The organism is Aminobacter sp. Y103A (genome assembly GCF_030294925.1).
Classification (GTDB): Bacteria; Pseudomonadota; Alphaproteobacteria; order Rhizobiales; family Rhizobiaceae; genus Aminobacter; species Aminobacter ciceronei.
Window position 1 is genome coordinate 4,603,066 of record NZ_AP017986.1, and the last position, 24,375, is coordinate 4,627,440.

Below are 24,375 nucleotides of genomic sequence, written 5' to 3' on the forward strand. Positions count from 1 at the left end.
ATGTCTGACGCACCTTTCGTTATTCTGCTCAAGTGCCCGGCAAGAATCCGGTTTTGAGGGAACATGCGTTACGTAAGAGATATGCGCGGCTACGGCGCAAACCCACCCCACCCGCAATGGCCTGGCGACGCGAATGTTTGCGTGCAGTTCGTGGTCAACTACGAAGAGGGCGGCGAAAACAACATCCTGCATGGCGACGCCGCTTCGGAAGCGTTCCTGTCGGAGGTGGTCGGCGCGGCACAATGGCCGGGCAAGCGCCACTGGAACATGGAATCGATCTACGAATACGGTGCCCGCGCCGGCTTCTGGCGGCTCCACCGCATATTCACCGAAGCCAATGTTCCTGTCACCGTCTATGGCGTGGCGACAGCCCTTGCACGTTCGCCCGACCATGTCGCGGCGATGCAGGATGCCGACTGGGAAATTGCCTCTCACGGCCTGCGCTGGATCGACTACCGCGATCATGCGGAAGCCGACGAACGCGCCGACCTGATCGAAGCTATACGCCTGCACACCGAAGTGGTCGGCGAACGCCCCAAGGGCCTCTATCTCGGCCGCACCTCGGTCTATTCGGTGCGGCTCGCCGCTGCCGAAGGCGGCTTCGAGTGGATTTCCGACACCTATGACGACGAGCTGCCCTACTGGCTCGACCATGACGGCCACGGCAACGCGATTTCACCGCAACTGGTCATCCCCTACACGCTCGACGCCAACGACATGCGTTTTGCCACAGCCCAAGGCTTCAATTCGGGCGACCAGTTCTACGCCTATCTCAAGGACAGCTTCGACACGCTCTATCGCGAGGGTGCCGCTGGCCGACCGCGCATGATGAGTATCGGTCTGCACTGCCGCCTCGTCGGCCGCCCCGGCCGCGCCGAGGCGCTGCGCCGTTTCATCGAATATGTACAGGGTCACGACAAGGTCTGGCTGGCCCGCCGCCAGGACATCGCCCAGCACTGGCGCGACACCCACCCCTACCAGCCACAGGCGCTGCGTCCCTCGCGCATGGGCCGCGATGAGTTCGTCCAGCGCTTCGGCTCGATCTTCGAGCATTCGCCCTGGATCGCCGAGCGCGCTTTCGAATTCGAGCTCGGTCCGGCGCACGACAGCGCCGGCGGCCTGCACAACGCACTCTCCCGCGCCTTCCGCTCGGCGAGTGAGTCGGAGCGGCTCGGTGTTTTGACCGCCCACCCCGACCTTGCCGGCAAGTTGGCCCAGGCCAAGCGCCTGACCGAGGAGTCGACGAAGGAGCAGGCCTCCGCCGGTCTCGACGCGCTGACCGACGCCGAGCGCGCCCGCTTCACCGAGCTCAACACCACCTATGTCGAGAAGTTCGGCTTCCCCTTCATCATCGCCGTGCGCGACAATGACAAGGCAAGCATCCTCAAGGCATTCGAGACCCGCATCGCCAACAACCGCGACCAGGAATTCCTGACTGCCTGCAAGCAGGTGGAACGTATCGCCTGGTATCGACTTCACGACCTCCTTCCCCGCTGAGACCCCCGTCAGAAACCATGACAAAACGCTCCTACTACGCGCCGAAAGGCGGCCTGCCTCCCCAGACGGATCTGATCACCGATCGCGCCGTCTTCACCGAAGCCTATGCAGTGATCCCGAAGCGCGAGTTTTCGGACATCGTCACCAGCTTCCTGCCGCACTGGGACAAGGCGCGCGCGTGGGTGATCGCCCGCCCGCTGTCGGGCTTCGCCGAGACCTTCTCGCAATACATCATGGAAGTGCAGCCTGGTGGCGGCAGCGATAGGCCGGAGCCGGACGCGGGCGCCGAGGGCGTGTTCTTCGTCGTCGAAGGCGAAGTGACGGTCACGATTGCGGGCAAGAGCCATGTGCTGACGCCGGGCGGCTATGCCTATTTGCCGCCGGCGAGCGAGTGGACGATGCGTAACACCGGTTCGGAAACCACGCGGTTCCACTGGATCCGCAAAGCCTATGAGTATGTCGACGGCCTCGACACGCCCGATCCACTGTTCCTCAACGAAAACGACATCGCGCCCAACCCGATGCCCGACACCAACGGCGCCTGGGCGACCACACGCTTCGTCGACCCCAACGACCTGCGCCACGACATGCATGTCACTGTGGTCACCTTCGAGCCGGGCGGCATCATTCCCTTCCCCGAAACCCATGTCATGGAGCACGGCCTCTACGTGCTCGAGGGCAAGGCGGTCTACCGGCTGAACAACGACTGGGTCGAGGTCGAGGCCGGCGACTTCATGTGGCTGCGCGCCTTCTGTCCGCAAGCCTGTTATGCCGGTGGCCCTGGCAAGTTCCGCTACCTGCTCTACAAGGACGTCAACCGCCACATGCAGCTCGGCGCCTTTAACGCCACGCGCCGCCGCTAAGGACCAAAGCCATGTCGGGTGAGATGAAGCGGATCGTCGCCAAGCCGCTGACGCGGGAGAACTTCGCCGAGTTCGGCGAGGTGATCGACACCAACTGCGACACACACTACCCGATCAATTCAGGCAAATGCGAGCGCTACCATGCGCTCGCCCGCGCCGAGGCCGCCGGTCCGGACGGCCACGTCATCATCAACATCTTCAAGGGAACGCCCTACGCATTTCCCTTGAAGCTTTCCATGGTCGAGCGCCACCCGTTCGGCAGCCAGGCGTTCATCCCGCTCACCCCGCGCCCCTACCTCGTCGTCGTCTGCCACGACGTCGGCGACGGCCCGGGTGAGCCGCACGCCTTCATCACCGCACCCGGCCAGGGCGTCAACTATCCCAGCAATCTCTGGCACGGCGTGCTGACGCCGATCGGTGAAAGCCAGGACTTCGTCGTCGTCGACCGCGGCGGCACGGGCCCCAATCTCGAAGAGTTCCATTTCTCACACCCTTACGAAATCACCCTTCCGGAAGGCTTCTGACACATGGCCGAACTCTCCCTCATCGAACGCCTCTTCGACGTCATCGAATACGACATCGTGCCCAAGACCGCCGAAGGCGTGACGAAGGGCAACAAGCTGTTCGGCGCGGCACTGCTTGCCAAGGACGATCGCTCGCTCATCCTCGCCGAGACCAACAACGAACTCGAGAATCCCCTCTGGCATGGCGAGATGCATTGCCTGAAGCGCTTCTACGAGATGCCCAAGGCAACCCGCCCCGAGACCAAGGATCTGATCTTCCTGTCGACCCACGAACCCTGCTCGCTGTGCCTGTCGGCCATCACCTGGGCAGGCTTCGACAATTTCTACTATCTCTTCAGCCACGAGGATTCGCGCGACAGCTTCGCCATCCCGCATGACCTCAAGATCCTGAAAGAGGTCTTCACCCTGGAACCAGGCGGCTACAACGCCGAAAACGCCTACTGGAAGAGCTTTTCGCTGCGCAAGCTGGTGCGCGAGCTACCCGAGGCCGACCGCAAGCGGCTGGAGGAGCGCGTCGCAACAATCTCCAAGCGCTACGACGAGATGTCGGAGACCTACCAGGAGAGCAAGGCCGACAACGACATCCCGCTGAACTGACGCGGACAGGCCAGAGACATCCGCTCTCTGGCTCATGCAACACCCCTTGCGTTTGGCACCCTGCCGAGTGCATGACCCCGAAAATCGAGGTCGATTTTCGGCCAAGGATCATGCACAGACTTAAGCGCTACAGCGTTCCTTTGCGCGTCGCAGAACGCGCGGCGCCGTAGCGACGTCGCAGGGAGCCAAGCATGAAGACCATCACCGAATTTCCGCGCGACATCGTCGAGTTTCCCGACATGGGCATCGTCATGCCCGACGGTGTCAGGCTGTCGGCGCGGGTGTGGATGCCGGCCGATGCCGACCAGGACCCGGTGCCCGCCATCCTCGAGCACCTGCCCTACCGCAAGCGCGACGGCACGACGACGCGTGATTGCCTGACCCATCCCTATTTCGCCGGCCACGGCTATGCCTCGATCCGCGTCGACATGCGCGGCAACGGCGATTCCGAAGGCTTGATGGACGACGAATACTCCGACCAGGAGTGGCAGGACGCCTGCGACGTCATCGCCTGGGCAGCAAGCCAGCCCTGGTGCAACGGCAAGGTCGGGATGATGGGCATCTCCTGGGGCGGCTTCAACGGCCTGCAGGTGGCGGCCCTCCAGCCCAAGGCGCTGAAGGCGATCATCACGCTGTGCTCGACCGACGATCGCTACGCCGACGACATCCACTACAAGGGCGGCCTGCTGTTGAACGAGAACATGGGCTGGGGCGCAACCATGCTGTCCTACTCCTCCAGGCCGCCGGATCCGGCGCTGGTCGGTGAAAAGTGGCGCGATATGTGGCTAGACCGGCTGGAGCATGAGCCCTTCCTGCCCGCACACTGGCTGAACCACCAACGTCGCGACGCCTACTGGAAGCGCGGCTCGGTCAACGAGGACTACTCGGCCATCAAGGCCGCCGTGCTCGCCATCGGCGGCTGGGGCGACTCCTACAAGAACACCGTCTCGCGCCTGGTCAGCAACCTCAAGGCGCCGGTCAAGGGCATCGCCGGGCCATGGGTGCACAAATATCCGCATTTCGCCGTGCCGAAGCCGGCCATCGGCTTCCTGCAAGAGGCTTTGCGCTGGTGGGACCACTGGTTGAAGGGCAGGGAGACCGGCGTCGAAGACGATCCGGCGATGCGGCTCTACCTCATGGAGTCCGAGCCACCGCGCGAGTGGTATCTGGAGCGCCAGGGCCGCTGGATCGCCGAGCGGCAATGGCCTTCGCCAGAGATCGCGACCAGGACCCTGGCGCTCGGCACCAACGGCATGTTGGCCGAGGGCGTCGAGCTGGAGGCGCCGGTGTCGATCAACTCGCCGCAGGATTGCGGCATGGATGGTGGCGAATACTGCGCCATCTGGCTCGGGCCGGAACTGCCGGGAGACCAGCGCGCCGACGACGCCAAGTCGGCCTGCTTCGACGGTGCCGCACTCGAGGCACCGCTCGACATCGTCGGCAGCCCGGTCATCCGGCTGAAGCTAGCCGCCGACCGCCGGCGTGCGATGGTGGCGGTGCGCCTGTGCGACGTCCAGCCCGACGGTGCCTCGACGCGTGTCACCTATGGCGTGCTCAACCTCTGCCAGCGCAACAGCCATGAGTTCCCCGAGGACGTGGTGTCAGGCGAGACGATGGAGATCGCATTCAAGCTCGACGACATCGCCTACCGCGTCGCTGCAGGTAACCGGCTGCGCGTCTCCATATCCTCGACCTACTGGCCGCTGGTCTGGCCATCGCCGGAAGAGGTGACGCTGACGATCCACGGTGGCGCGATCGAGCTGCCGGTGCGGGCCTCGGGCAAAGGCGACGAATGGACGTTCCAGGAACCGGAGGGCGCCACCCCCTGGCAGATCGAAACACTGCGCGAGGACAGCCACCTCCGCAAGGTCGAACGCGCGGACGGCAAGGTCACTCTTCGCATCGTCGACGACTTCGGCGAGACCCGCGATCTCGACCATGGACTGGCGGTCGGTGAGGTCGCCCGCGAGTCCTGGAGCATCGATCCTGCCGACCCTCTCGCGGCCCATGGCGAGACCCATTGGGCCCAGACGCTGAAACGCGACAATTGGTCGGTCAGGACCGAAACCTTCACCACCATGCGTTCGGACGGTGAGAATTTCCATCTCACCGGCCGCATCGAGGCCTATGAAGGCGAGATTCTGGTTTTCGAGCGCAATCTCAGCGAGATCGTCGCTCGCGACCACATCTGACGTTCAGAACGACTGTTCCGAATGCGACATGGCGAATGCGCCACTCGATGTCGCATTCGGCCTTGCCGATGCCCTTACGTTACGGTCAATATTGCCACCAGAAGTCGAGCAATAACGACCGCCAGAGTGAGGAGCCTTTCCAATGTCAAATGAACTGGAATATCTGAGCCGCCGAGTCGCTGCGGGCAAATTGAACCGTCGCGATTTCCTGGGCCGCGCCGCGGCCTTGGGCGTCACGGCAACCTTCGCCAACTCGTTGCTGGCCAGCGCCGCCAAGGCCGAAGGTCCTGTGAAAGGCGGCATCCTGCGCGCCGGCATGCAGGGTGGTGCGGCCACCGACAGCCTCGACCCGGCATCCTGGTCGAGCCAGGTGCCTTATTTCTTCGGCCGCCAGTGGGGCGAGCAGCTGGTGCAGATCTCGCCCGAGGGCGAGCCCAAGCCGGCGCTGGCCGAGGAATGGGGCGCGTCCGACGACGCCAAGACCTGGACCTTCAAGATCCGCAAGGGCGTGCAGTTCCACAACGGCCAGGAGATGACGCCGGCTGACGTCGTGGCCACCATCGAACGCCACTCCGACGAGAAGGCGAAGTCCGGCGCGCTCGGCCTGATGGGCGGTATCGCCTCGGTCAAGGCCGACGGCCAGAACGTCATCTTCGAACTGAAGGACGCCAACGCCGACCTGCCCTTCCTGCTCGACGACTACCATTTGATGATCCAGCCCAATGGCGGCAAGGACAAGCCCGACGCCGGCATCGGCACCGGCCCCTACAAGATCACCGTCAACGAGGCCGGCGTGCGCCTCGGCGGCGAGAAGTTCGCCAACTACTGGCGCGACGACCGCGGCTTTGCCGACCAGATCGAGATCATCGTCATCAACGATGCCACGGCTCGCACCTCTGCATTGCAGGGTGGCCAGGTCGACATCATCAACCGCGTCGAGCCGAAGATCGTCGAGCTGATCAAGCGCGTACCGGGCGTTGTCATCCGCAATGTCGCCGGCCGTGGCCACTACGTCTTCATCGCTCATTGCAACACCGCGCCCTTCGACAACAACGACCTCCGGCTGGCGCTGAAATACGCGCTCGACCGCGAGGAGATGCTGCAGAAGATCCTGATGGGCTACGGCTCGGTCGGCAACGACACGCCGATCAACAAGGCCTATCCGCTGTTCACCGAAATGGAGCAGCGCAAGTTCGATCCCGACAAGGCCGCCTTCCACTACAAGAAGTCGGGCCATTCCGGCTCGGTGCTGCTGCGCACCTCCGACGTCGCCTTCCCAGGTGCTGTCGACGCCGCCCAACTCTACCAGCAGAGCGCCGCCAAGGCCGGCATCACGCTCGAGGTCAAGCGCGAGCCCGGCGACGGCTACTGGTCGGAAGTCTGGAACAAGCAGCCCTTCTCGGCCTCCTACTGGGGCGGACGCCCGACGCAGGATCAGATGTACTCGACCGCCTATTATTCGAAGGCCGAGTGGAACGACACGCGCTTCCAGCGCGAGGACTTCGACAAGATGCTGTTTGCCGCGCGTTCGGAACTCGATCCGGAGAAGCGCAAGAAGATCTATGCCGACATGGGCCAGATCGTGCGCGACGAAGGCGGCGTCATCACGCCGATGTTCAACGACTTCATCGACGCCACCAGCGCCAAAGTCGGCGGCTGGGTCGATGACGGCAACCAGGAGATGATGGGCGGCTACGCACTGTCCAAGTGCTGGCTCAACGCCTGATAGGGCATTGAGCGCATGTCCAATCCGATCCTGAAACTGATCGCCCAGCGCATTGCGCTGGGCCTTCTCTTGCTTCTGGCCGTTTCGGTCCTGATCTTCGCCGGCACCCAGATCCTGCCCGGCGACGTCGCCCAATCCATTCTCGGCCAGTCGGCCACACCGCAGGCGCTCGCCAATCTGCGCGAGGAACTCGGCCTCAACGCGCCCGCCTATGTCAGGTATTTCCGCTGGCTCGGCGGCGTCTTGACCGGAGACCTCGGCACCGCCCTCTCGAGCCGGCAGGACATTGCCACCGCCATTGGCGGCCGGCTGTGGAATACGCTGTTCCTCGCCTTCTGGGCGGCGATCGTGTCGATCCCGCTGGCCATCATCCTCGGCCTGCTTGCCGTGCGCTACCGCAACGGCTGGATCGACAAGACCATTTCCGGCCTGGCGCTGGCCTCGACCTCGTTGCCGGAGTTTTTCGTCGGCTACCTGCTCGTCTACTTCTTCGCCGTGAAGTGGCAGATCTTCCCCGGCATCTCCACCGTCTATGACGGCATGCCGTTCCTTGAGCGCATGAAGGCCATCGCCCTGCCGGCGACCGCACTCACGCTGGTGGTGCTCGCCCACATGATGCGCATGACGCGGGCGGCTATCCTCAACGTCATGCAGTCGGCTTATATCGAGACCGCCGAGCTCAAGGGCCTGTCGCCCTTCGAGATCATCCGCAAGCACGCCTTCCCCAATGCGATTGCGCCGGTCATCAACGTCGTGATGCTCAACCTCGCCTTCCTCATCGTCGGCGTCGTCGTCATCGAGGTGATCTTCGTCTATCCCGGCATGGGGCAATACCTGGTCGACCATGTCGCCAAGCGCGACGTGCCGGTGGTGCAGGCAGTCGGGCTGATCTTCGCTGCCGTCTATATCGGCCTCAACATCATCGCCGACATTGCCGCCATCGTGGCCAATCCGCGCCTCAGGCATCCGAAGTGAGGGGCGCACCATGCTTGACCTGAAACGTATTCCCCTTGGCGCCGCGATCGGGCTGGTGCTGACCGCACTGTTCCTGATTGCGGCGATCTTCGCGCCGCTGATCGCACCTTACGGCCTGGGCGAGATCGTCGGCGACGTCTGGGCCCCGATGTCGTCGCAGTTCCTGCTCGGCACCGACAATCTTGGCCGCGACCTGCTCTCGCGCATGATCTTCGGCGCGCGCACGACGATCTTCATCGCCGTGATGGCGACGGCGTTGTCGTTTTCGCTGGGCGCGATCCTCGGCTTCACCGCGGCCGTCGTCGGCGGCTGGTTCGACACGGGCATGTCGCGCTTCGTCGATCTGTTGATGGCAATTCCGACGCTGATCTTCGCGCTCGTCGTGCTGTCGGTGCTGCCATCGACATTGGTGACGCTGATCCTGGTCATGGGCATCCTCGACGCCACCCGTGTCTACCGCCTGTCGCGGGCGGTGGCCGTCGACATCAACGTCATGGATTTCGTCGAGGCAGCCAAGCTGCGCGGCGAAGGCAAGGGCTGGATCATTTTCCGCGAGATATTGCCCAACGCGCTGTCACCGCTGATTTCCGAACTCGGTCTGCGCTTCATCTATGCCGTGTTGTTCCTGTCGGCACTGTCCTTCCTCGGCCTCGGCGTGCAGCCGCCGGATGCCGACTGGGGTGGCATGGTCAAGGAAAACAAGGACGGCATCGTCTTTGGCATCCCGGCAGCTCTGATACCGGCCGCCGCGATCGCAGCGCTTGCCATCTCGGTCAATCTCGTCGCCGACTGGGTGCTCAACCGCACCACCGATCTCAAGGGAGGACGCGGCAATGGCTAAGGCACCTGCGAACGGCTCTGGCCCACTGCTCGACATCCGCGACCTCAGGATCGAGGCCAAGGTCTATCCGCCTGGCGAAGCGCCACGCACCATCACGCTGGTGCACGACGTGTCGCTGACGCTCGAAAAGGGCAAGGTGCTCGGCCTGATCGGCGAATCCGGCGCCGGCAAGTCGACGATCGGCTTGTCGTCCATGGCTTATGGCCGCGGCGGCGTGAAGATCACCGGCGGCGAGATCATCCTCAACGGCCGCGACATCCGAAAGGGCGGCACGCAAGGCATCCGCGCTTTGCGCGGGCGCGAGGTCTGTTATGTCGCGCAGTCGGCGGCGGCGGCCTTCAACCCGGCGCATCGCCTGATGGACCAGGTGATCGAAGCCTCGATCCTGCACGGTGTGTCGAGCCGAGCAGAGGCCGAGCGGCGCGCGGTTGCGCTGTTCAAGAAGCTCAGCCTTCCCGATCCGGAAAACATCGGCAAGCGCTTCCCCCACCAGGTCTCGGGCGGCCAGTTGCAGCGCGTCATGACCGCCATGGCGCTGTGCTCTGAGCCTGACCTGATCGTCTTCGACGAGCCAACGACGGCGCTCGACGTCACCACCCAGATCGACGTGCTTGCCGCCATCAAGGAGGCGATCCGCGACACCGGTGTCGCCGCCCTCTACATCAGCCACGACCTTGCCGTCGTCGCCCAGGTCTCGGACGAGATCATGGTGCTGCGCCACGGCAAGCTGGTCGAATGGGGCGGCACGCAGCAGATCATCAAGGAGCCGCGCCAGGAATACACCTCGGCGCTGGTCTCGGTGCACGAGATCGCGCACGAGGAAAAGAAGCCGGGCGCTTCCCCCTTCCTGTCGGTCAGGAACGTGACGGCCGCCTATGGCGGCGGCAAGATCAAGGTGCTGAAGAACGTCTCGGTCGACATCCTGCCCGGCCAGACGCTCGCCGTCGTCGGCGAATCCGGCTCTGGCAAGTCGACCCTGGCGCGCGCCATAACAGGCCTTTTGCCGCCCGAGGAAGGCAGCATCACCTTTGCCGGGCGCGCACTCGGCAACCGTCTCGCCGACCGCAGCCGCGACGACCTGCGCGAGTTGCAGATGATCTACCAGATGGCCGACGTGGCGATGAACCCACGCCAAACCGTGGGCACCATCATAGGCCGTCCGCTGGAGTTCTATTTCGGCATGGGCGGCAAGGAGCGTGATGCCAAGGTCGCCGAACTGCTCGACAAGATCGAGATGGGGCGCGGTTTCATCGATCGCTACCCGGCCGAGCTCTCCGGCGGCCAGAAACAACGCGTCTGTATCGCCCGTGCGCTTGCCGCCAAACCGAGACTGATCATCTGCGACGAGGTGACGAGCGCCCTCGACCCGCTGGTCGCCAACGGCATCCTCAAGCTGCTGCTCGGGCTACAGGCCGAGGAAGGCGTCGCCTATCTGTTCATCACCCACGATCTGGCGACGGTGAAGTCGATCGCCGACTCCATCGCCGTCATGTATCGCGGCGAAGTGGTCCGCTACGGGCCGAAATCCGAAGTGCTGAAGCCGCCCTTCGACGCCTACACCGACCTGCTGCTGTCGTCGGTGCCGGAGATGGAGATCGGCTGGCTGGAAAAGGCGATCGGCGGACGCAGGATGGCAAGCGCTGGGAATTGAAGCGGAGGCCCTTCCCTCTCCCCGTTCACGGGGAGAGGGTGGCCGCGCAGCGGTTGGGTGAAGGGCAGCTCCACGTTTGAGGAAGTGGCGCCGCCCCTCATCCGTCTGCCGGTACCTTCTCCCCGTGAACGGGGAGAAGGAAGCCAATCACCATACCCACTCACCGCGCCCCAGCGCCGCCACAGCATCGACGATGCGCGTGAAACTTGCCCGGGCGCGGCCGACGGTGTGGCGAGCGCGCAGATAGCCGTGCACCAATCCCGGCTCCTCGTGCCGGAAGGCCTTGCCGCCAGCGGCAACAATGCGTTCGCCATAGGCCTCACCATCAGACGACAGCGGGTCGCATTCGGCCGTGACGACGACTGTCGGCGGCAAATTGGCGAAGTCGGCGTCGGCCAGCGGCGACAGGGTGATGTCGCCGGTGCGGTCCTCGCCACCGGTGCGGATGTCCTTGTAGAATTCGAGGTCGCGCATGGTCAGCATCGGCGCCTCGGCGTGAACGACGTAGGAACCGCGTACGCGATCGCCGCCAAGGCCCGGGTAGACCAACACTTGCCCGACCGGACGACGCTTGTGGCCGCGCGTCGCGTGGCTGACGGCGGCGGCAATGTTGCCGCCGGCGCTGTCGCCGGCGAGCACGATTGGCTGGCTGCATTTGGCCGTAGCCCATTCGAAGGCGGCCATGGCGTCATCGAAAGCAGCCGGATGCCGGTGCTCGGGCGCCAGCCGGTAGTCGACCGACACGACGTCGTAGCCGGTGCGGCCACACAGCTCGGCACAGACATCGTCATGGCTGTCGAGCCCACCGAGGATGAAGCCGCCGCCATGGAAATAGAGCACCACCGCTTCCGGCGCCTTGCCGGCCAGGCGGTAGATGCGGATAGGCACGTCGTGAGCTGGCGCCGTGATTGCCGTCGTCTCGGCCGACACGCCCTCGGGATAGCCGGCGAAGAATTCCCGGCACATGCGATCGTAGATCTCACGCTGCTGGACAATGGTGTAGTCGATGGTATCGGGCGGATAACAGGCGTTGGTGCGCTCGATGAAGGCCCAGGTCTCGGCATCGATGAGTTTGCTGTAATCGGTCATTGGCGCAGGCTCCGGTAGCACTCCTGCGCGCGCCTCGTGGGGGCATGACGGAACTCGACCATGACGTTAGGCTTCCCTACTTCCCCTTCCACACCGGATCGCGCTTCTCCGCAAACGCCTTGAAGCCTTCGAGATTGTCCTCCGAGGCGTAGAGTTCGTCGACCGTTCGGAATTGCCGCTTGGTGATGCGGTTCATCGTTTCCTGGAAGCAGGTGCCCTCGGCCGCGCGCGCCACCTCCTTGATGGCGGCGAAGACCAGCGGCGGACCGCCGGCGAGCAGGCGGGCGATCTCCCAGACACGATCCTCGAGCCTGTCGGCCGGCAGCACCTCGTTGACCATGCCCCAGCGATGCGCCTCAGCGACGTCCATCCAGCGGCCGGTGAGCAGAAGGTCCATCGCCACGTGGTAGGGAATGCGCTTGGGCAGCTTGATGGTCGCGGCGTCGGCAAGCGTGCCCGCGCGGATCTCGGGCAGTGCGAAGCTCGAATGCTCGGAGGCGTAGATCAGGTCGCAGGACAGCGCCAGTTCGAAGCCGCCGCCCACCGCCATGCCGTTGACGCAGGCAATCACCGGCTTGTTGAGGTCACGCAGTTCCTGCAGCCCGCCGAAGCCGCCGACGCCGTAGTCGCCGTCGACCGCATCGCCACTGGCGGCGGCCTTCAGGTCCCACCCGGCCGAGAAGAATTTTTCCCCCGCCGTCCTGACGATGGCGACGCGCAGGCCGTCATCGTCGCGAAAGGTCTTGAAGGTCTCGCCCAGCAGCCGTGACGTCGCGAGATCGATGGCATTGGCCTTGGGCCGGTCGAGCGTAACTTCGAGGATCGCACCCTCGCGACGGGTTTTCACGACATCGGACATTTTTTCTCTCCCTCTAGGCCGTCACCAGCAGCGCATCCGCAATCCAGGCGCCCTGCCCTTCACCACAGACGATCAGCGGATTGATATCGAGTTCCTCGATTGCATCGCCATGATGGGACACGAAGCCTGATATGGCCATGATCGCATCGATTGCGGCACCGACATCCGCCCTGGCGCGGCCGCGATAGCCTTGGAGCAACGGGGACATCTTCAGCCCCGTGAGCGCCGCTGCAACCTCGCCGCGCGAGGCGGGCAAAAGCAGCGTGGCACTGTCTTTCATCAGCTCGACCAGTACACCGCCGCTGCCGATGGTCATGACGGGCCCGAACAGCGGATCGCTGGTGACACCGACGATCAGCTCGGCCACACCGCCCAAGACCATCTTTTCGACATAGAGGCCGGAGCCGAGCAGCAAAAGGGCTGCAGCCGCCGCGTGGACCTCCTCGCCGGTCCGCAGGTTGAGCCTGACGGCACCGAGTTCGCTCTTGTGGGTCACGCCGAGCGCCTTGAGCGCAACCGGATAGCCCAGCGACTCCGCAGCCGCTATGGCCTCCGCAACGCTTGCCGCGCGACGACCGCTCGGCACGGCCAGGCCGGCGTCGCGCAGTAGGAACTTGGCAGCGGCTTCGTCAAATATCGCCTTGGCGTCGCCCCTTTCTAGCCTTTGGCCGGAGCGGGATGCATCAGCACCACGCCCTACCGCCGCAGCAACCGGCCTACGCCACGCCTCGCCGACAAACGCGGCAGCCTCTGCCGCGTCCATCGCCTCCGCTATGCCCTGCAACGGCACGATGCCGCGCGCAAACAGGTCGGCGGCGTGCTCCTCGGTCAGGTTCTCCGACATCGACGCCACCACCGCGCCAGACGCGCCATTGGCTTTCAGCGCCGCCTCGAAGGCGCGCACCGTCGGCCACCAGTCGGCATCCGAGCAACGGTCGTTACGCGGGAAGTCGAGCACCAGCATGTTGAGGTCGAAGCTATCAGATGCCATGGCGGTGAAAGTGGCCGTCATCGCCGATTCGTCGTTCCAGATGAAGGTGTGGTAGTCGAGCGGATTGGCGACCGCCACAAAAGCGCCGAGCGTCGATTTTATCCGCGCATAGTGGTCAGGCTTAAGCGCCGGGAAACGCACCCGCCGGCCCTCGGCACTGTCGGCCATGACGGAGGCCTCGCCACCCGAACAACTCATCGACGACAGCGTGAAGCCGGGCAGTGGTCCCAAGGCATGCAGCAGTTTCAGCGTTTCGAGCAGTGACGGGATGGTATCGACACGGGCGATGCCCAGCCGTTTGAGGAAGGCATCCGACGCGGTGTCGGAGCCGGCGAGCGACGCGGTGTGCGATATCGTCGCCTTGCGCGCCTGCTCGGAGCGGCCAACCTTCATGGCGACGATCGGCTTGTTCAGTTCACGTGCGCGCACAGCCAGCCGCTCGAAGCCGTCGACCGTGTCGAAACCCTCGATGTGCAGGCCGAGGCACGACACGCGCTCGTCCTCGATCAGGCCCAACGCCATCTCGGAGAGGCCGGTCTGCGCCTGGTTGCCGGCCGTCATCAGGAAGGCTACCGGCAAGCCTCGCTTCTGCATGGTCAGGTTGCAGGCGATGTTGGACGATTGCGTGATGATGGCAACGCCGCGCCCCTCAGGCGCGAGCCTCTGGCCACCGTGCTGGTCGGGCCACAACAGTGCGCCGTCGGCATAGTTGATCAGGCCATAGCAATTGGGTCCGATGACGGGCATCGCACCGGCGGCCGTTACCAGCTCGGTCTGCAGCCGCTCACCATCGGCATCGTCGTTGCCTGCCTCGAGGAAGCCCGAGGCAAAGCAGATCGCCCCGCCCGCGCCACGCGCGGCGAGTTGCGCGATCACCTCGATGGTCAGGAAGCGGTTGACGCCAACGAAGGCGGCGTCGGGCGCCGCCGGCAGCTCTGCCACCGAGCGAAAGGTTTTGATGCCCTCGACCTCACCCTTTGTCGGATGCACCGGCCAGATGTCGCCGGCAAAGCCCATCTTCAGGCACTGCTTGACCACGGCGGCGGCTTGCGAGCCGCCGAAAACGGCAATCGACTTCGGTCGCAGCAAACGCTCGAGCCGCGTTCGCCCTGCTGGCTTCGGGGTGGAGGTGGTCAAAGTCGAGCTACTCATTTCCACCCCCACCCGGCCCTGCGGGCCACCTTGCCCCGAAGAGCAAGGTCAAACTTTTTTGCCGCCTGCGCAGCCCCGAGATCATCCGCCCACCGCCCTGAGCAGCGCGCGGGAGATGATGTGGCGCTGGATCTCCGAAGTGCCTTCCCAGATGCGCTCGACGCGGGCGTCGCGCCAGATGCGCTCCAGCGGCAGGTCGTCCATAAGGCCCATGCCGCCGTGGATCTGGATCGCTTCATCGGCGACGAATGCCAGCATCTCGGTAGCCTTGAGCTTGGCCATCGCCATGTCCTGGTCGGTGACCGTGCCCTGGTCGTATTTCCAGCCTGCCTCCATCACCATCAGCTCGGCAGCCTTGAGCTCGGTCGCCATGTCGGCCAGCTTGAACGACACGCCCTGGAACTTGCCGATCTGCTGGCCGAACTGCTGGCGCTGGGCGGCGTATTCGACGGCATGGTTCAATGCGCGTTCGGCGCGGCCGAGGCAGGTGGCGCCGACCTGCAGGCGCGTTGCGCCCAGCCAGCTGTTGGCGACTTCAAAACCCTTGTGCACCTCGCCAAGGACCTGGCTCGCCGGCAGGCGGCAGTCGTCGAACTCCAGCACCGAATTGGTGTAGCCGCGATGCGAGACGTTGCGATAGCCGTCGCGCACGGTGAAGCCAGGCGTGCCCTTGTCGACGAAGAACGCGGTGATCTTCTTGCGTTTTCCACGCGGACTGTCCTCTTCGCCCGAGGCCATGAAGACGATGGCGAAATCGGCAATGTCGGCGTGGGAGATGAAATGCTTGGTGCCGTTGAGCACCCAGTCGCTGCCATCCTGGACGGCAGTCGCTCTCATGCCGCGCAGGTCGGAACCCGCACCCGGCTCGGTCATGGCTAGACAGTCCGACTTCTCGCCGCGGATGCAAGGGAAAAGATACTTCTCGCGCTGCTCCGACGTGCCGGCGAGCAGGATGTTGGACGGGCGCGCCACGCAGGTCCAGTGCAACGCATAGTTGGCGCGGCCGAGCTCCTTTTCGTAAAGCAGCCAGGTCAGCGTATCGAGCCCGGCACCGCCGACATCCGCCGGCATGTTGGCAGCATAAAGCCCAGCCGTGATCGCCTTTGCCTTGATGTCCTCGATCAGCTCGCGCCTGAGATGACCCGTGCGCTCGACCTCCTGCTCATGCGGATAGAGCTCGTTCTCGACGAAGGCACGCGTCGTGTCGACGATGAGTTGCTGTTCCTCGGACAGACCGAAATGCATGGCTTAGCCCTTCTTCTTGGCCGGAGCCTTTTTCAGAGCCTTCTTAGCCGGCTTGCTCGCCTTGGCCTTTTCGGCGGCCTTCGAGACCTTCGGCTTGGCCTGGGCGGCGAGCTGTTTGGTGTAGTCCTTGTAGAGCGCGCCGGCGCCCCAGCCCTTGCCCTTGTTCTGCTTCGACAGCGCATCCATGATCGCGACAAGATTGTCGTCGCGGATCTTCTCCAGCTCGCGGATCGACCACTTGCTTGATTGGTCGTCGGACTGGCCGGCGATCAGGTCGACGAGTTCGTCGTTGAACTCCGGCACATCCATCAGCTTGGTCCACGGCCACTGCAGGCAGGGCCCGAACTGGGCCATGAAGTGGCGCATGCCCGCTTCGCCGCCGGCAATGCGATAGACCTGGAACATGCCCATCTGGGCCCAGCGCAGGCCGAACCCGTAGCGCATGATGTCGTCGAGTTCCTCGACCGAGCAGATTCCGTCCTTGATCAGCCACAGCGCCTCGCGCCAGGCCGCTTCGAGCAGGCGGTCGCCGACAAAGGCCTCGATCTCCTTGCGGATGACAACCGGCTTCATGCCGATCGAAGCATAGATCTCCTTGGCGACCTCGATGGCCTCGGGGAACGTCTTGATACCGCCGACAATCTCGACGATCGGCAGAAGATAGACCGGGTTGAACGGATGGCCGACAACCAGTCTTTCAGGGTGATTCTTCATCGCCACCTGCATGTCAGACGGCTTGATGCCCGAGGTCGACGAGCCGATGATCGCATTGGCTGGCGCGTGCATGTCGATCTCGGCCAGCACCTTGTGCTTGAGATCGAGTCGCTCAGGCACGCTTTCCTGGATGAAATCGGCGTCTGCCACCGCCTCGGCAATTGTCTTGGCATAGGTCAGCTTGCCTTCTTTGGGCAGCCCGCCGGGCACCATCTGCTTGTAGGCGCGGCGCGCCCCCTTCATCACCTCGCTGACTTTGCGGGTTGCCTCCGGGTCGGGATCGAAGATCGACACGTCGATGCCGTTGAGCAGCAGCCGCGCCACCCAGCCCGCGCCGATCACCCCGCCGCCAATGGCGGCTGCTTTGGAAATTGTGTTCATGAACATGCCCCTCCCGGCAGATTTGGACTTGCGGCCATCAGGCCGCCAGCGGCGCGCGCTTGACGAGGTTGAGCTTCTTACGCACCTCTTCCGGTCCGATGACCCGCGCGCCCAGGGTCTCGACGACGGCGACCGCCTTCTCGACCAGTTGCGCATTGGTGGCGAGCACGCCCTTGTCGAGCCAGAGATTGTCCTCGAGGCCGACGCGCACATTACCGCCGGCCAGCACCGCTGCGGCCGCATAGGCCATCTGGTTGCGGCCCAGCGAGAAGGCCGAGAAGGTCCAGCTCTTCGGCACGTTGTTGACCATCGCCATGAAGGTATTGAGGTCGTCGGGCGCACCCCACGGCACGCCCATGCACAGCTGCACCAGCGCGTCGGGCGCAAGCACGCCCTCCTCGACCAGCTGCTTGGCAAACCATAGATGACCGGTGTCAAAGGCCTCGATCTCGGGCTTCACGCCCATCGCGGTCATCATGCCGCCCATGGCGCGCAGCATGCCCGGCGTGTTGGTCATGACGTAGTCGGCCTCGGCGAAGTTCATCGTGCCGCAGTCGAGCGTGCAGATCTCCGGCAGACACTGGCGCACATGCTCGACGCGGTTGGTGGCGCCGCCCATGTCGGTGCCGGCTTCCTTGAGCGGCAGCGGGCTTTCGACGCCGCCAAACACCATGTCGCCGCCCATGCCGGCGGTGAGGTTCAACACCACGTCGACATTGGCTTCACGGATGCGCTCGGTCACCTCGCGGTAGAGATGGATGTCGCGGCGCGGCTTGCCGGTCTCCGGGTCGCGGACGTGGCAGTGGACGATGGCAGCACCGGCCTTGGCTGCCTCGATAGCCGAGTCGGCGATCTGCTTGGGCGAACGCGGCACCAGATGGCTGCGATCCTGCGTGCCGCCGGACCCGGTAACGGCACAGGTAATGAAAACCTCACGGTTCATCTCGAGCGGCATCGCATTCCTCCCTTACGAAACTTGACGGATCATTGCGCCGCTTGCGTCGTCTTGTTTTGCGTTTTACGAAAGCCAAATGGCAAAAAGCGAAAAGCCGACAATCTTTCGCGAGGAGCGCTCGCCGCTCAAGGTGACGATGCTGGTTTTCTCCGGCGCGTCGATCATGTGCGTGGCATCAGCCGTCGACCCGCTGCGTGCGGCCAACCGCATATCAGGTGAGACGCATTTCGACTTTCGGCTGGTATCCGCCACGGGCGAGCCGGCGATCACCACCTGCGGCCTGCCGGTAGCGGTATCCGGCGCCTTCGACCCAGACGAGCCCTGCGACGTGCTGATGGTCATCGCCGGCTTCGGCACCCAAGGCTACACCACCTCGAAGCTGCTCGGCGGCATCAGGCGCTGTGCCCGCCAGGCGCGAGCGGCCGGAGGCATCGAGGCCGGCACCTGGCTGGTCGCGCGTGCCGGGCTTTTGGAAGGCCGTGCCGCCACCACCCATTGGGAAGACATGGAGGATTTCGCCGCCGCCTTCCCCGACGTCGAGGTCCGCCCCGACCGCTACATCATCGACGGCCCTGTCTTCACCTCGGGCGGTGCGGCTCCGACCTTCGACCTGATGCTGCATCTGGTGCGCTCGCGGCTCGGCATGGCCACCGCGCTCGATGTCGCCAGCGTCTTCATCTACGACCAGTCGCGTGCCGCCACCGACGCGCAGCCGCTGGTCTCGCTTGGCCGGCTCGACGGCTACGACCCGCGCCTCGCCCAGGCGATCCGGCTGATGGAAGCACATGTCGACCAGCCGCTGACGATTGCAGCAATCGCAAGGCGTGCGGGCGTGACGGCACGCACGCTCGAAAGCATTTTCCGCGGCTCGATCGGCGAGACGCCCGGCGCCTATTATCTCAGGCTGAGACTGAACGCGGCCAGGCGGCTGGTGGTCGACACGCGTGTCAGCATGGCCGAAGTGGCGGAGCGCACCGGCTTTTCATCGGCTGCCGCATTCTCGCGCAGCTTCTCGCATGCATTCGGCACACCACCGGTGAGAATGCGCAAGGGTTAGCCCCGGCGGGCGAGAATCCACTCGACCGCCGCCGCGAGATCGTCGACGACGGCATTCGGATGCGGCGCGTGGCGGCTTTCGTCGCCGGCGCGATACTTGCCGGTGCGCACCAGAAGCGCCGAGCCGACACCCGCCCTCAAGGCACCCGCAACATCGCTTTCGGCATCGTCGCCGACCATCACCGCCTGTCCCGGCAGGCAGTCCAACCCGGCCAACGCGGCATGGAAGAAGTCCCGCGCAGGCTTGCCCAGCACCGTCGCCTGCTTGCCGGCCGCAAATTCGAGCGCCGCGACGAAGGCGCCCGCATCGAGGCTGAGCCCGCCATCGGCATCCTTGAAGGTGCGGTTGACGGCAAGCGCGAGAAACTCAGCACCGTCGATCAGCTGGCGGAAGGCGGCGTTCATCGCTGCATAGGTGAAGGCCTCGGCGGCATCGCCAACCACCACCGCCTTCCTGTCGCCGAACATGTTGCCGGCGAATTCGGGCACGAGGTCGGGATGCACCAGGAGATGGGGCGCGCAGCCTCCGCGGGCGAGCCAATCGACCGCAGCACGCGCCGGCGTGAACAGCTCGTCACTGCTGACGGAGACGCCAAGGTTGGCAAGTTGTGCAATGATCGCCCCGTGCGATGAACGCGTCGTGTTGCTGACGAAGCGGATCGGCAAGCCCTCGGCGCGGAGCCGCCCGATGGCAGCGACCGCGCCCGGTATCGGCGTGTCGCCGTCATAAACGACGCCCGAGAGATCGAGCAGCACCGCGCGTATCATGCAAGGAGGCTGACCGACCGCCCTGGCTTCGTCAAACCACGCTGTTGGGATCAGGCCGCCTGGTTGACGACGCCGTCGATGCGCGAACGCATGCTCTGGGCCAATATGGCCTCGAGGCGTGACGCAACCGCCCGGGTCCATTCGTCGGAAAGCTCAGGCTCCAGCAACGGCGGTAATGCCATCAGCCGGTCGACGATCGAACCGGTCTCCGACCTGTTTAGCAGGGCGTCGATCGCCGGTTCGTGGCCATGTGTGATGAAAGTCTCTTGTTCCCGTCTCATGGCGCGGTAAGTCGCTGATTCGACTGGCATCTTGAGGGCGAGAAAGAGGCAATTCAGGGGCAGGCGTGCACCTGCGCACCGGGGCTCAACCCATGCGATTCCTGTCCTGTCACCGTCCGCGACCGAGCGACTTTTCGAACAGCACAGTGGTCAGCCCGCTGTCCCATTCCTCGTCGGGATAATTTGCCGTCTCGACATAGCCGAGCGCGCGGTAGAAGGCCTGGCTCTGCTGGTTGAACGTATCGGTTTCGAGCCGTACTTTCGGCAAACCGGCCTTGCCGATCTCCTGTTCGGCCCGCGCCAGCAGCAGCCTGCCGAGGCCGAGGCGCTGGAATCTGCCGGAGACGTGCAATGCTTCGATGAAGTCGCCACTCCAGTGGACCATGCCGGCGACCTGGCCGTCGACTTCCGCGACCCAGAAGGCGGGGCCGTTTTCATCGACATAACGGCCGCCGACATCGGACGAGAGGTAGCGTTCGGCAGCCGCTTCGGTGATCTCCGGCCGCCAGGTGCTCTCGAACGTGTCGGCCAACACCTGCTTTACCGCGGCGAAGTCCTCTGTATTCGCCGGCCGCACCAAGATGTTGCGCATGTCCATGCTCTCTCTCCTGCTTTCCAGGCGTCCATCTAGCAGCAGGACTGCGTTTGGGCATCGGACAGTGCGGACAAGAAATGGCGCCAGCCCTCGGGGCCGGCGCCGTCGTTCATCGTCGTGCGAAGCCGTCAGACGTAGCGGTTGACGACGTTCTCCAGATATTCCTGCCGGCCCGACTTCGGCTGCGGCTCAATGCCGGCGGCGACGACGCGCGCGGCGATCTGCTCGAGGCTGCGTTCGCCAGCCAGCATCGCCTTGGCTTCAGCCGAATTCCAGCCGGCGTAACGCGCCTCGAGCGGACCCGACAGCGCCTTGTCCTCGATCATCTTCGCCGCGGCCTTGAGGCCGCGCGCGCAAGCGTCCATGCCGCCGATATGGGCGACCAGCAGGTCTTCGGCGTCGAGCGACTGGCGGCGCAGCTTGGCGTCGAAATTGGTGCCGCCTGACTTGAAGCCGCCACCGGCAAGCACGTGGTAATAGGCAAGCGCCATTTCAGGCACGTTGTTGGGGAACTGGTCGGTGTCCCAGCCCGACTGGTAGTCGTTGCGGTTCATGTCGATGGAGCCGAAGATGCCGAGCGCATTGGCGGTCGCCAGTTCGTGCTCGAAGGAGTGGCCGGCCAGGATCGCGTGCCCCTGCTCGATATTGACCTTCACCTCGTTCTCCAGCCCGTACTTCCTGAGGAAGCCATAGACGGTGGCGACGTCGTAATCGTACTGGTGCTTGGTCGGCTCCTGCGGCTTGGGTTCGATCAGGATGGTGCCGGTGAAGCCGCTTCTGTGCTTGTAGTCGACGACCAGATTGAGGAAGCGCCCGAGCTGGTCGAGCTCACGGCCCATGTCGGTGTTGAGCAGAGTCTCGTAGCCCTCGCGACCGCCCCACAACACGTAGTTCTCGCCCTTGAGCCGCTTGGTGACATCCATGCAATGCTTCACCGTCGCCGCCGCATAAGCAAAGACATCGGGATCGGGGTTGGTCGCGGCACCCGCCATGAAGCGGCGGTTGGAGAACAGGTTCGCAGTGCCCCACAAAAGCTTGACGCCTGTCTTGGCCATCTTGGCTTCGAAATAGTCGGCGATCTCGTCGAGGCGCTTTGCACTCTCGGTGAAGTTGGCACCCTCCGGCCGCACATCGGCATCGTGGAAGCAATAGTAGGGAACGCCCAGCAGCGAAAACAGCTCGAAGGCGACATCGGCCTTCAGCCTGGCGTTCTCCATCGTCTCGCCAAACCAGGGCCGCTCGAAGGTCTGGCCGCCGAACGGATCGCCGCCCGGCCAGGCGAATGTATGCCAGTAGGCAACGGCGAAGCGCAGATGGTCTTCCAGCCTTTTGCCCAGCACCACCTCGTCGGCGTTGTAATGGCGATAGGCCAGCGGATTGGTGCTGTCGGGGCCTTCGTAGCGGACGGGCTTGATGTCGCCGAAATAGCCGGTGCTCATGGCAAAACTCCTTTCAGTGAATACGCATGACCGCCCGTTTTGGGGCGGTCGCCGAATTTCCGTGTTCGATTACCTCAGGCGTAATTGGTTTCATTCGCGCCCGCTGCGACAAGGGTGGCGTCAACCAAGACGTGTCAGACGGAGAGCAGAAATGACCGACTACAACGCCATCGCCGAGGCCTATTTCGTCGCCTGGAACGAGACCGACGCCGCCGCCCGCAAGGGACTTGTCGAAGCTGCCTTCGCCACCGGCGTCAGCTATCGCGACCCGATCATGCAGGGCGACGGCCATGCCGGCATCGACGCGCTCATCACCGGCGTGCACGGCCAGTTTCCCGGCTTCCGCTTCAAGCTGAAGGGCAAGGCCGACGGCTTCGGCGACAACATCCGCTTTTCCTGGGGCCTTGGTCCCGATGGCGCGGAAGCCGTGATAGAAGGCTCTGACTTCGCCACCATCAAGGACGGGCGCCTGAGCCTCATCACCGGCTTTCTTGACAAGGTGCCGGGCTGATCTGGCACGCTCGGCGTTCACATTGTCCCCCGGATCGCCGCATAGAGCTTACGATAGCGCTGGTAGGCCTCGTCATAGGCGCCTGCCAGTGCTCCCACAGGTTCGATGGTTTCGGCGGTATCAGGCGGCGTGCAAACCTGGTGCGGGTCAGCACCTTCGGCAGCGATCAGGCCGAGACGCGCAGCGCCGAAGGCAGCCCCGAAATCGCCGTCGGCGGGAATGTCGACCGGCACGCTGAGGGCAGTGGCGATCGCCTTCAGCCAGTAGCGCGAGCGTGAGCCGCCGCCGATGGCGGTCACCCGCGTCAGCGTCGTTCCAGCCGACGCCAGCGCTTCAAGACTGTCGCGGAAAGCGAAGGCAACGCCTTCGAGCACGGCCTGGGTCAGGCCCGCGCGGTCGATCTCATGGGCCAGGCCGGTAAACGAGCCGCGGATCACCGCGTCATTGTGTGGGGTCCGTTCGCCCGAGAGATAGGGGAGGAAGGTGACACCTGAGGGAGCGCGCAATTCGTCGCCGAGTTCGCGTGTCAACTCGGCCGCGTCCTTGCCCGATATGTTGCTCAGCCAGTTGAGCGAATCCGTCGCCGACAGGATGACGCCCATCTGGTGCCAAGCCTGCGGCAACGCATGGCAGAAGGTGTGAACGGCACTTTCCGGGTTGGGCAGGTAAGCGCCATTGGCCGCAAACAGCACACCCGACGTACCGAGCGACACGAAGGCAGCACCCGGCTTGACGGTGCCCATCCCGCAGGCGGAGGCGGCATTGTCGCCCGCACCGCCTGATATCACCACGCCCTGCCCCATGCCCCATTTCGAAGCCAGTTCGCCGCGCAGCGTGCCTGCCTGGTCGGTACCCTCGACCAGCGACGGCATATGGTCGGTGCTAAGGCCAGTGGCGGCGAGCAGCTCCGGCGACCAGCGCCTCACCGCGACGTCGAGCCAGGAAGTGCCGGCCGCGTCGGACATTTCGGAGATGTATTCGCCTGACAGCCAGAGCCTGAGGTAGTCCTTGGGCAGGAGCACCTTTGCCACCTTGGCGAAGATGTCGGGCTCGTTGGCCTGCACCCAGGCGAGCTTGGGGGCGGTGAAGCCAGGGAATACGATGTTGCCGGTGATCTTGCGGAAGCGCGGATCGGCGTCGAGGCTGGCCGCCTCGGCAAAGCTGCGCGTGTCGTTCCAGAGGATGCAGGGGCGCAGCACCTTTCCCGCGGCGTCGAGCAGCGTTGCGCCATGCATCTGGCCGGAGAGGCCGATGCCACGCACGGCGGCAAGTTCTGTTGGATGCGCGGACCTGAGCTCGGCGACCGCCTCTTCTGCGGCGCGGATCCATTCGGCAGGGTCCTGCTCGGACCAGCCGTGATGCGGCCTGGAGACGTCGAGCGAACCATGGCCGGAACCAATGATCTTTTGGTCGGCGTCCATCAGCAGTGCCTTCACGCCTGACGTGCCGAGATCGAGCCCCAGATACATGCCA

Annotated in this window: 22 protein-coding genes; 11 read left to right on the forward strand and 11 right to left on the reverse strand. The window is 64.4% G+C overall.

Annotated elements, in window-relative coordinates; genetic code table 11:
• Positions 1-63 precede the first annotated feature (63 nt).
• From puuE to Amn_RS22570, 9 genes are all read left to right on the forward strand, one after another.
• On the forward strand, positions 64-1,497 hold the full coding sequence (puuE, locus tag Amn_RS22530; RefSeq protein ID WP_067958028.1) for an allantoinase PuuE: 1,434 nt from the start codon (positions 64-66) through the stop codon (positions 1,495-1,497).
• 17 nt (positions 1,498-1,514) lie between these two features.
• Positions 1,515-2,360, forward strand: a complete 846-nt coding sequence (locus Amn_RS22535) for a bifunctional allantoicase/(S)-ureidoglycine aminohydrolase (protein WP_067958025.1) — start codon at positions 1,515-1,517, stop codon at positions 2,358-2,360.
• 23 nt (positions 2,361-2,383) lie between these two features.
• Positions 2,384-2,884, forward strand: a complete 501-nt coding sequence (locus Amn_RS22540; protein ID WP_067966167.1) for an ureidoglycolate lyase — start codon at positions 2,384-2,386, stop codon at positions 2,882-2,884.
• A 3-nt stretch (positions 2,885-2,887) separates the two neighbouring features.
• Positions 2,888-3,481 (forward strand): nucleoside deaminase, encoded by a 594-nt coding sequence (locus tag Amn_RS22545; RefSeq protein ID WP_067958024.1) that lies wholly within the window; start codon positions 2,888-2,890, stop codon positions 3,479-3,481.
• A gap of 191 nt (positions 3,482-3,672) precedes the next feature.
• Complete coding sequence (locus tag Amn_RS22550) at positions 3,673-5,673, forward strand: CocE/NonD family hydrolase (protein WP_286292034.1); 2,001 nt, start codon at positions 3,673-3,675, stop codon at positions 5,671-5,673.
• 142 nt (positions 5,674-5,815) lie between these two features.
• Complete coding sequence (locus tag Amn_RS22555) at positions 5,816-7,399, forward strand: ABC transporter substrate-binding protein (protein WP_067958019.1); 1,584 nt, start codon at positions 5,816-5,818, stop codon at positions 7,397-7,399.
• Positions 7,400-7,414: 15 nt separating this feature from the next.
• Positions 7,415-8,374, forward strand: a complete 960-nt coding sequence (locus Amn_RS22560; protein ID WP_067958016.1) for an ABC transporter permease — start codon at positions 7,415-7,417, stop codon at positions 8,372-8,374.
• A 10-nt stretch (positions 8,375-8,384) separates the two neighbouring features.
• Positions 8,385-9,215, forward strand: a complete 831-nt coding sequence (locus tag Amn_RS22565) for an ABC transporter permease (RefSeq protein WP_067958014.1) — start codon at positions 8,385-8,387, stop codon at positions 9,213-9,215.
• A complete protein-coding gene (locus Amn_RS22570; RefSeq protein ID WP_067958010.1) occupies positions 9,208-10,866 on the forward strand; it encodes an ABC transporter ATP-binding protein in 1,659 nt (552 codons plus the stop codon). The genes Amn_RS22565 and Amn_RS22570 overlap by 8 nt, the downstream gene beginning before the upstream one ends.
• Positions 10,867-11,013: 147 nt before the next feature.
• Here the strand turns inward: Amn_RS22570 and Amn_RS22575 are convergent, their stop codons facing one another.
• The 6 genes from Amn_RS22575 to bcoG all read right to left on the reverse strand — a co-directional run bounded on the left by Amn_RS22575 (position 11,014) and on the right by bcoG (position 18,252).
• Complete coding sequence (locus tag Amn_RS22575) at positions 11,014-11,955, reverse strand: alpha/beta hydrolase (protein ID WP_286292042.1); 942 nt, start codon at positions 11,953-11,955, stop codon at positions 11,014-11,016.
• A gap of 76 nt (positions 11,956-12,031) precedes the next feature.
• Positions 12,032-12,814, reverse strand: a complete 783-nt coding sequence (locus tag Amn_RS22580) for a carnitinyl-CoA dehydratase (RefSeq protein WP_286292044.1) — start codon at positions 12,812-12,814, stop codon at positions 12,032-12,034.
• A gap of 13 nt (positions 12,815-12,827) precedes the next feature.
• Positions 12,828-14,957, reverse strand: a complete 2,130-nt coding sequence (locus Amn_RS22585; protein ID WP_286292045.1) for an acetate--CoA ligase family protein — start codon at positions 14,955-14,957, stop codon at positions 12,828-12,830.
• An 81-nt stretch (positions 14,958-15,038) separates the two neighbouring features.
• A complete protein-coding gene (locus Amn_RS22590) occupies positions 15,039-16,202 on the reverse strand; it encodes an acyl-CoA dehydrogenase family protein (protein ID WP_182575219.1) in 1,164 nt (387 codons plus the stop codon).
• Between the two features lie 3 nt (positions 16,203-16,205).
• Entirely contained in the window at positions 16,206-17,297 is a 1,092-nt protein-coding gene (locus Amn_RS22595) for a carnitine 3-dehydrogenase (RefSeq protein WP_286292048.1), read from the reverse strand.
• Between the two features lie 37 nt (positions 17,298-17,334).
• Positions 17,335-18,252, reverse strand: a complete 918-nt coding sequence (gene bcoG, locus Amn_RS22600; RefSeq protein ID WP_154386402.1) for a 3-dehydrocarnitine:acetyl-CoA trimethylamine transferase BcoG — start codon at positions 18,250-18,252, stop codon at positions 17,335-17,337.
• Between the two features lie 76 nt (positions 18,253-18,328).
• Between bcoG and Amn_RS22605 the strand changes: the two genes are divergently transcribed.
• On the forward strand, positions 18,329-19,309 hold the full coding sequence (locus tag Amn_RS22605) for a GlxA family transcriptional regulator (protein ID WP_182575221.1): 981 nt from the start codon (positions 18,329-18,331) through the stop codon (positions 19,307-19,309).
• Here Amn_RS22605 and Amn_RS22610 read toward each other — a convergent pair.
• From Amn_RS22610 to xylA, 4 genes are all read right to left on the reverse strand, one after another.
• Positions 19,306-20,076: a TIGR01458 family HAD-type hydrolase gene (locus Amn_RS22610; protein WP_182575222.1), complete on the reverse strand. Its 771-nt coding sequence runs from the start codon at positions 20,074-20,076 to the stop codon at positions 19,306-19,308. The two genes, Amn_RS22605 and Amn_RS22610, sit on opposite strands and share 4 nt — an antisense overlap.
• 50 nt (positions 20,077-20,126) lie before the next feature.
• Positions 20,127-20,357, reverse strand: coding sequence for a hypothetical protein (locus Amn_RS22615; RefSeq protein ID WP_067966164.1), 231 nt, complete (start codon positions 20,355-20,357; stop codon positions 20,127-20,129).
• Positions 20,358-20,466: 109 nt separating this feature from the next.
• Positions 20,467-20,955 carry a GNAT family N-acetyltransferase gene (locus tag Amn_RS22620; protein WP_182575223.1) on the reverse strand — a complete coding sequence of 163 codons (489 nt, stop codon included), beginning with the start codon at positions 20,953-20,955 and terminating at the stop codon, positions 20,467-20,469.
• Positions 20,956-21,080: 125 nt separating this feature from the next.
• Positions 21,081-22,391: a xylose isomerase gene (gene xylA / locus Amn_RS22625; protein ID WP_067957987.1), complete on the reverse strand. Its 1,311-nt coding sequence runs from the start codon at positions 22,389-22,391 to the stop codon at positions 21,081-21,083.
• Positions 22,392-22,542: 151 nt separating this feature from the next.
• Between xylA and Amn_RS22630 the strand changes: the two genes are divergently transcribed.
• Positions 22,543-22,902 carry a nuclear transport factor 2 family protein gene (locus Amn_RS22630; RefSeq protein WP_067957985.1) on the forward strand — a complete coding sequence of 120 codons (360 nt, stop codon included), beginning with the start codon at positions 22,543-22,545 and terminating at the stop codon, positions 22,900-22,902.
• A gap of 17 nt (positions 22,903-22,919) precedes the next feature.
• Here Amn_RS22630 and xylB read toward each other — a convergent pair whose 3' ends face one another.
• On the reverse strand, positions 22,920-24,371 hold the full coding sequence (xylB, locus tag Amn_RS22635; RefSeq protein WP_286292062.1) for a xylulokinase: 1,452 nt from the start codon (positions 24,369-24,371) through the stop codon (positions 22,920-22,922).
• Positions 24,372-24,375 lie beyond the last annotated feature (4 nt).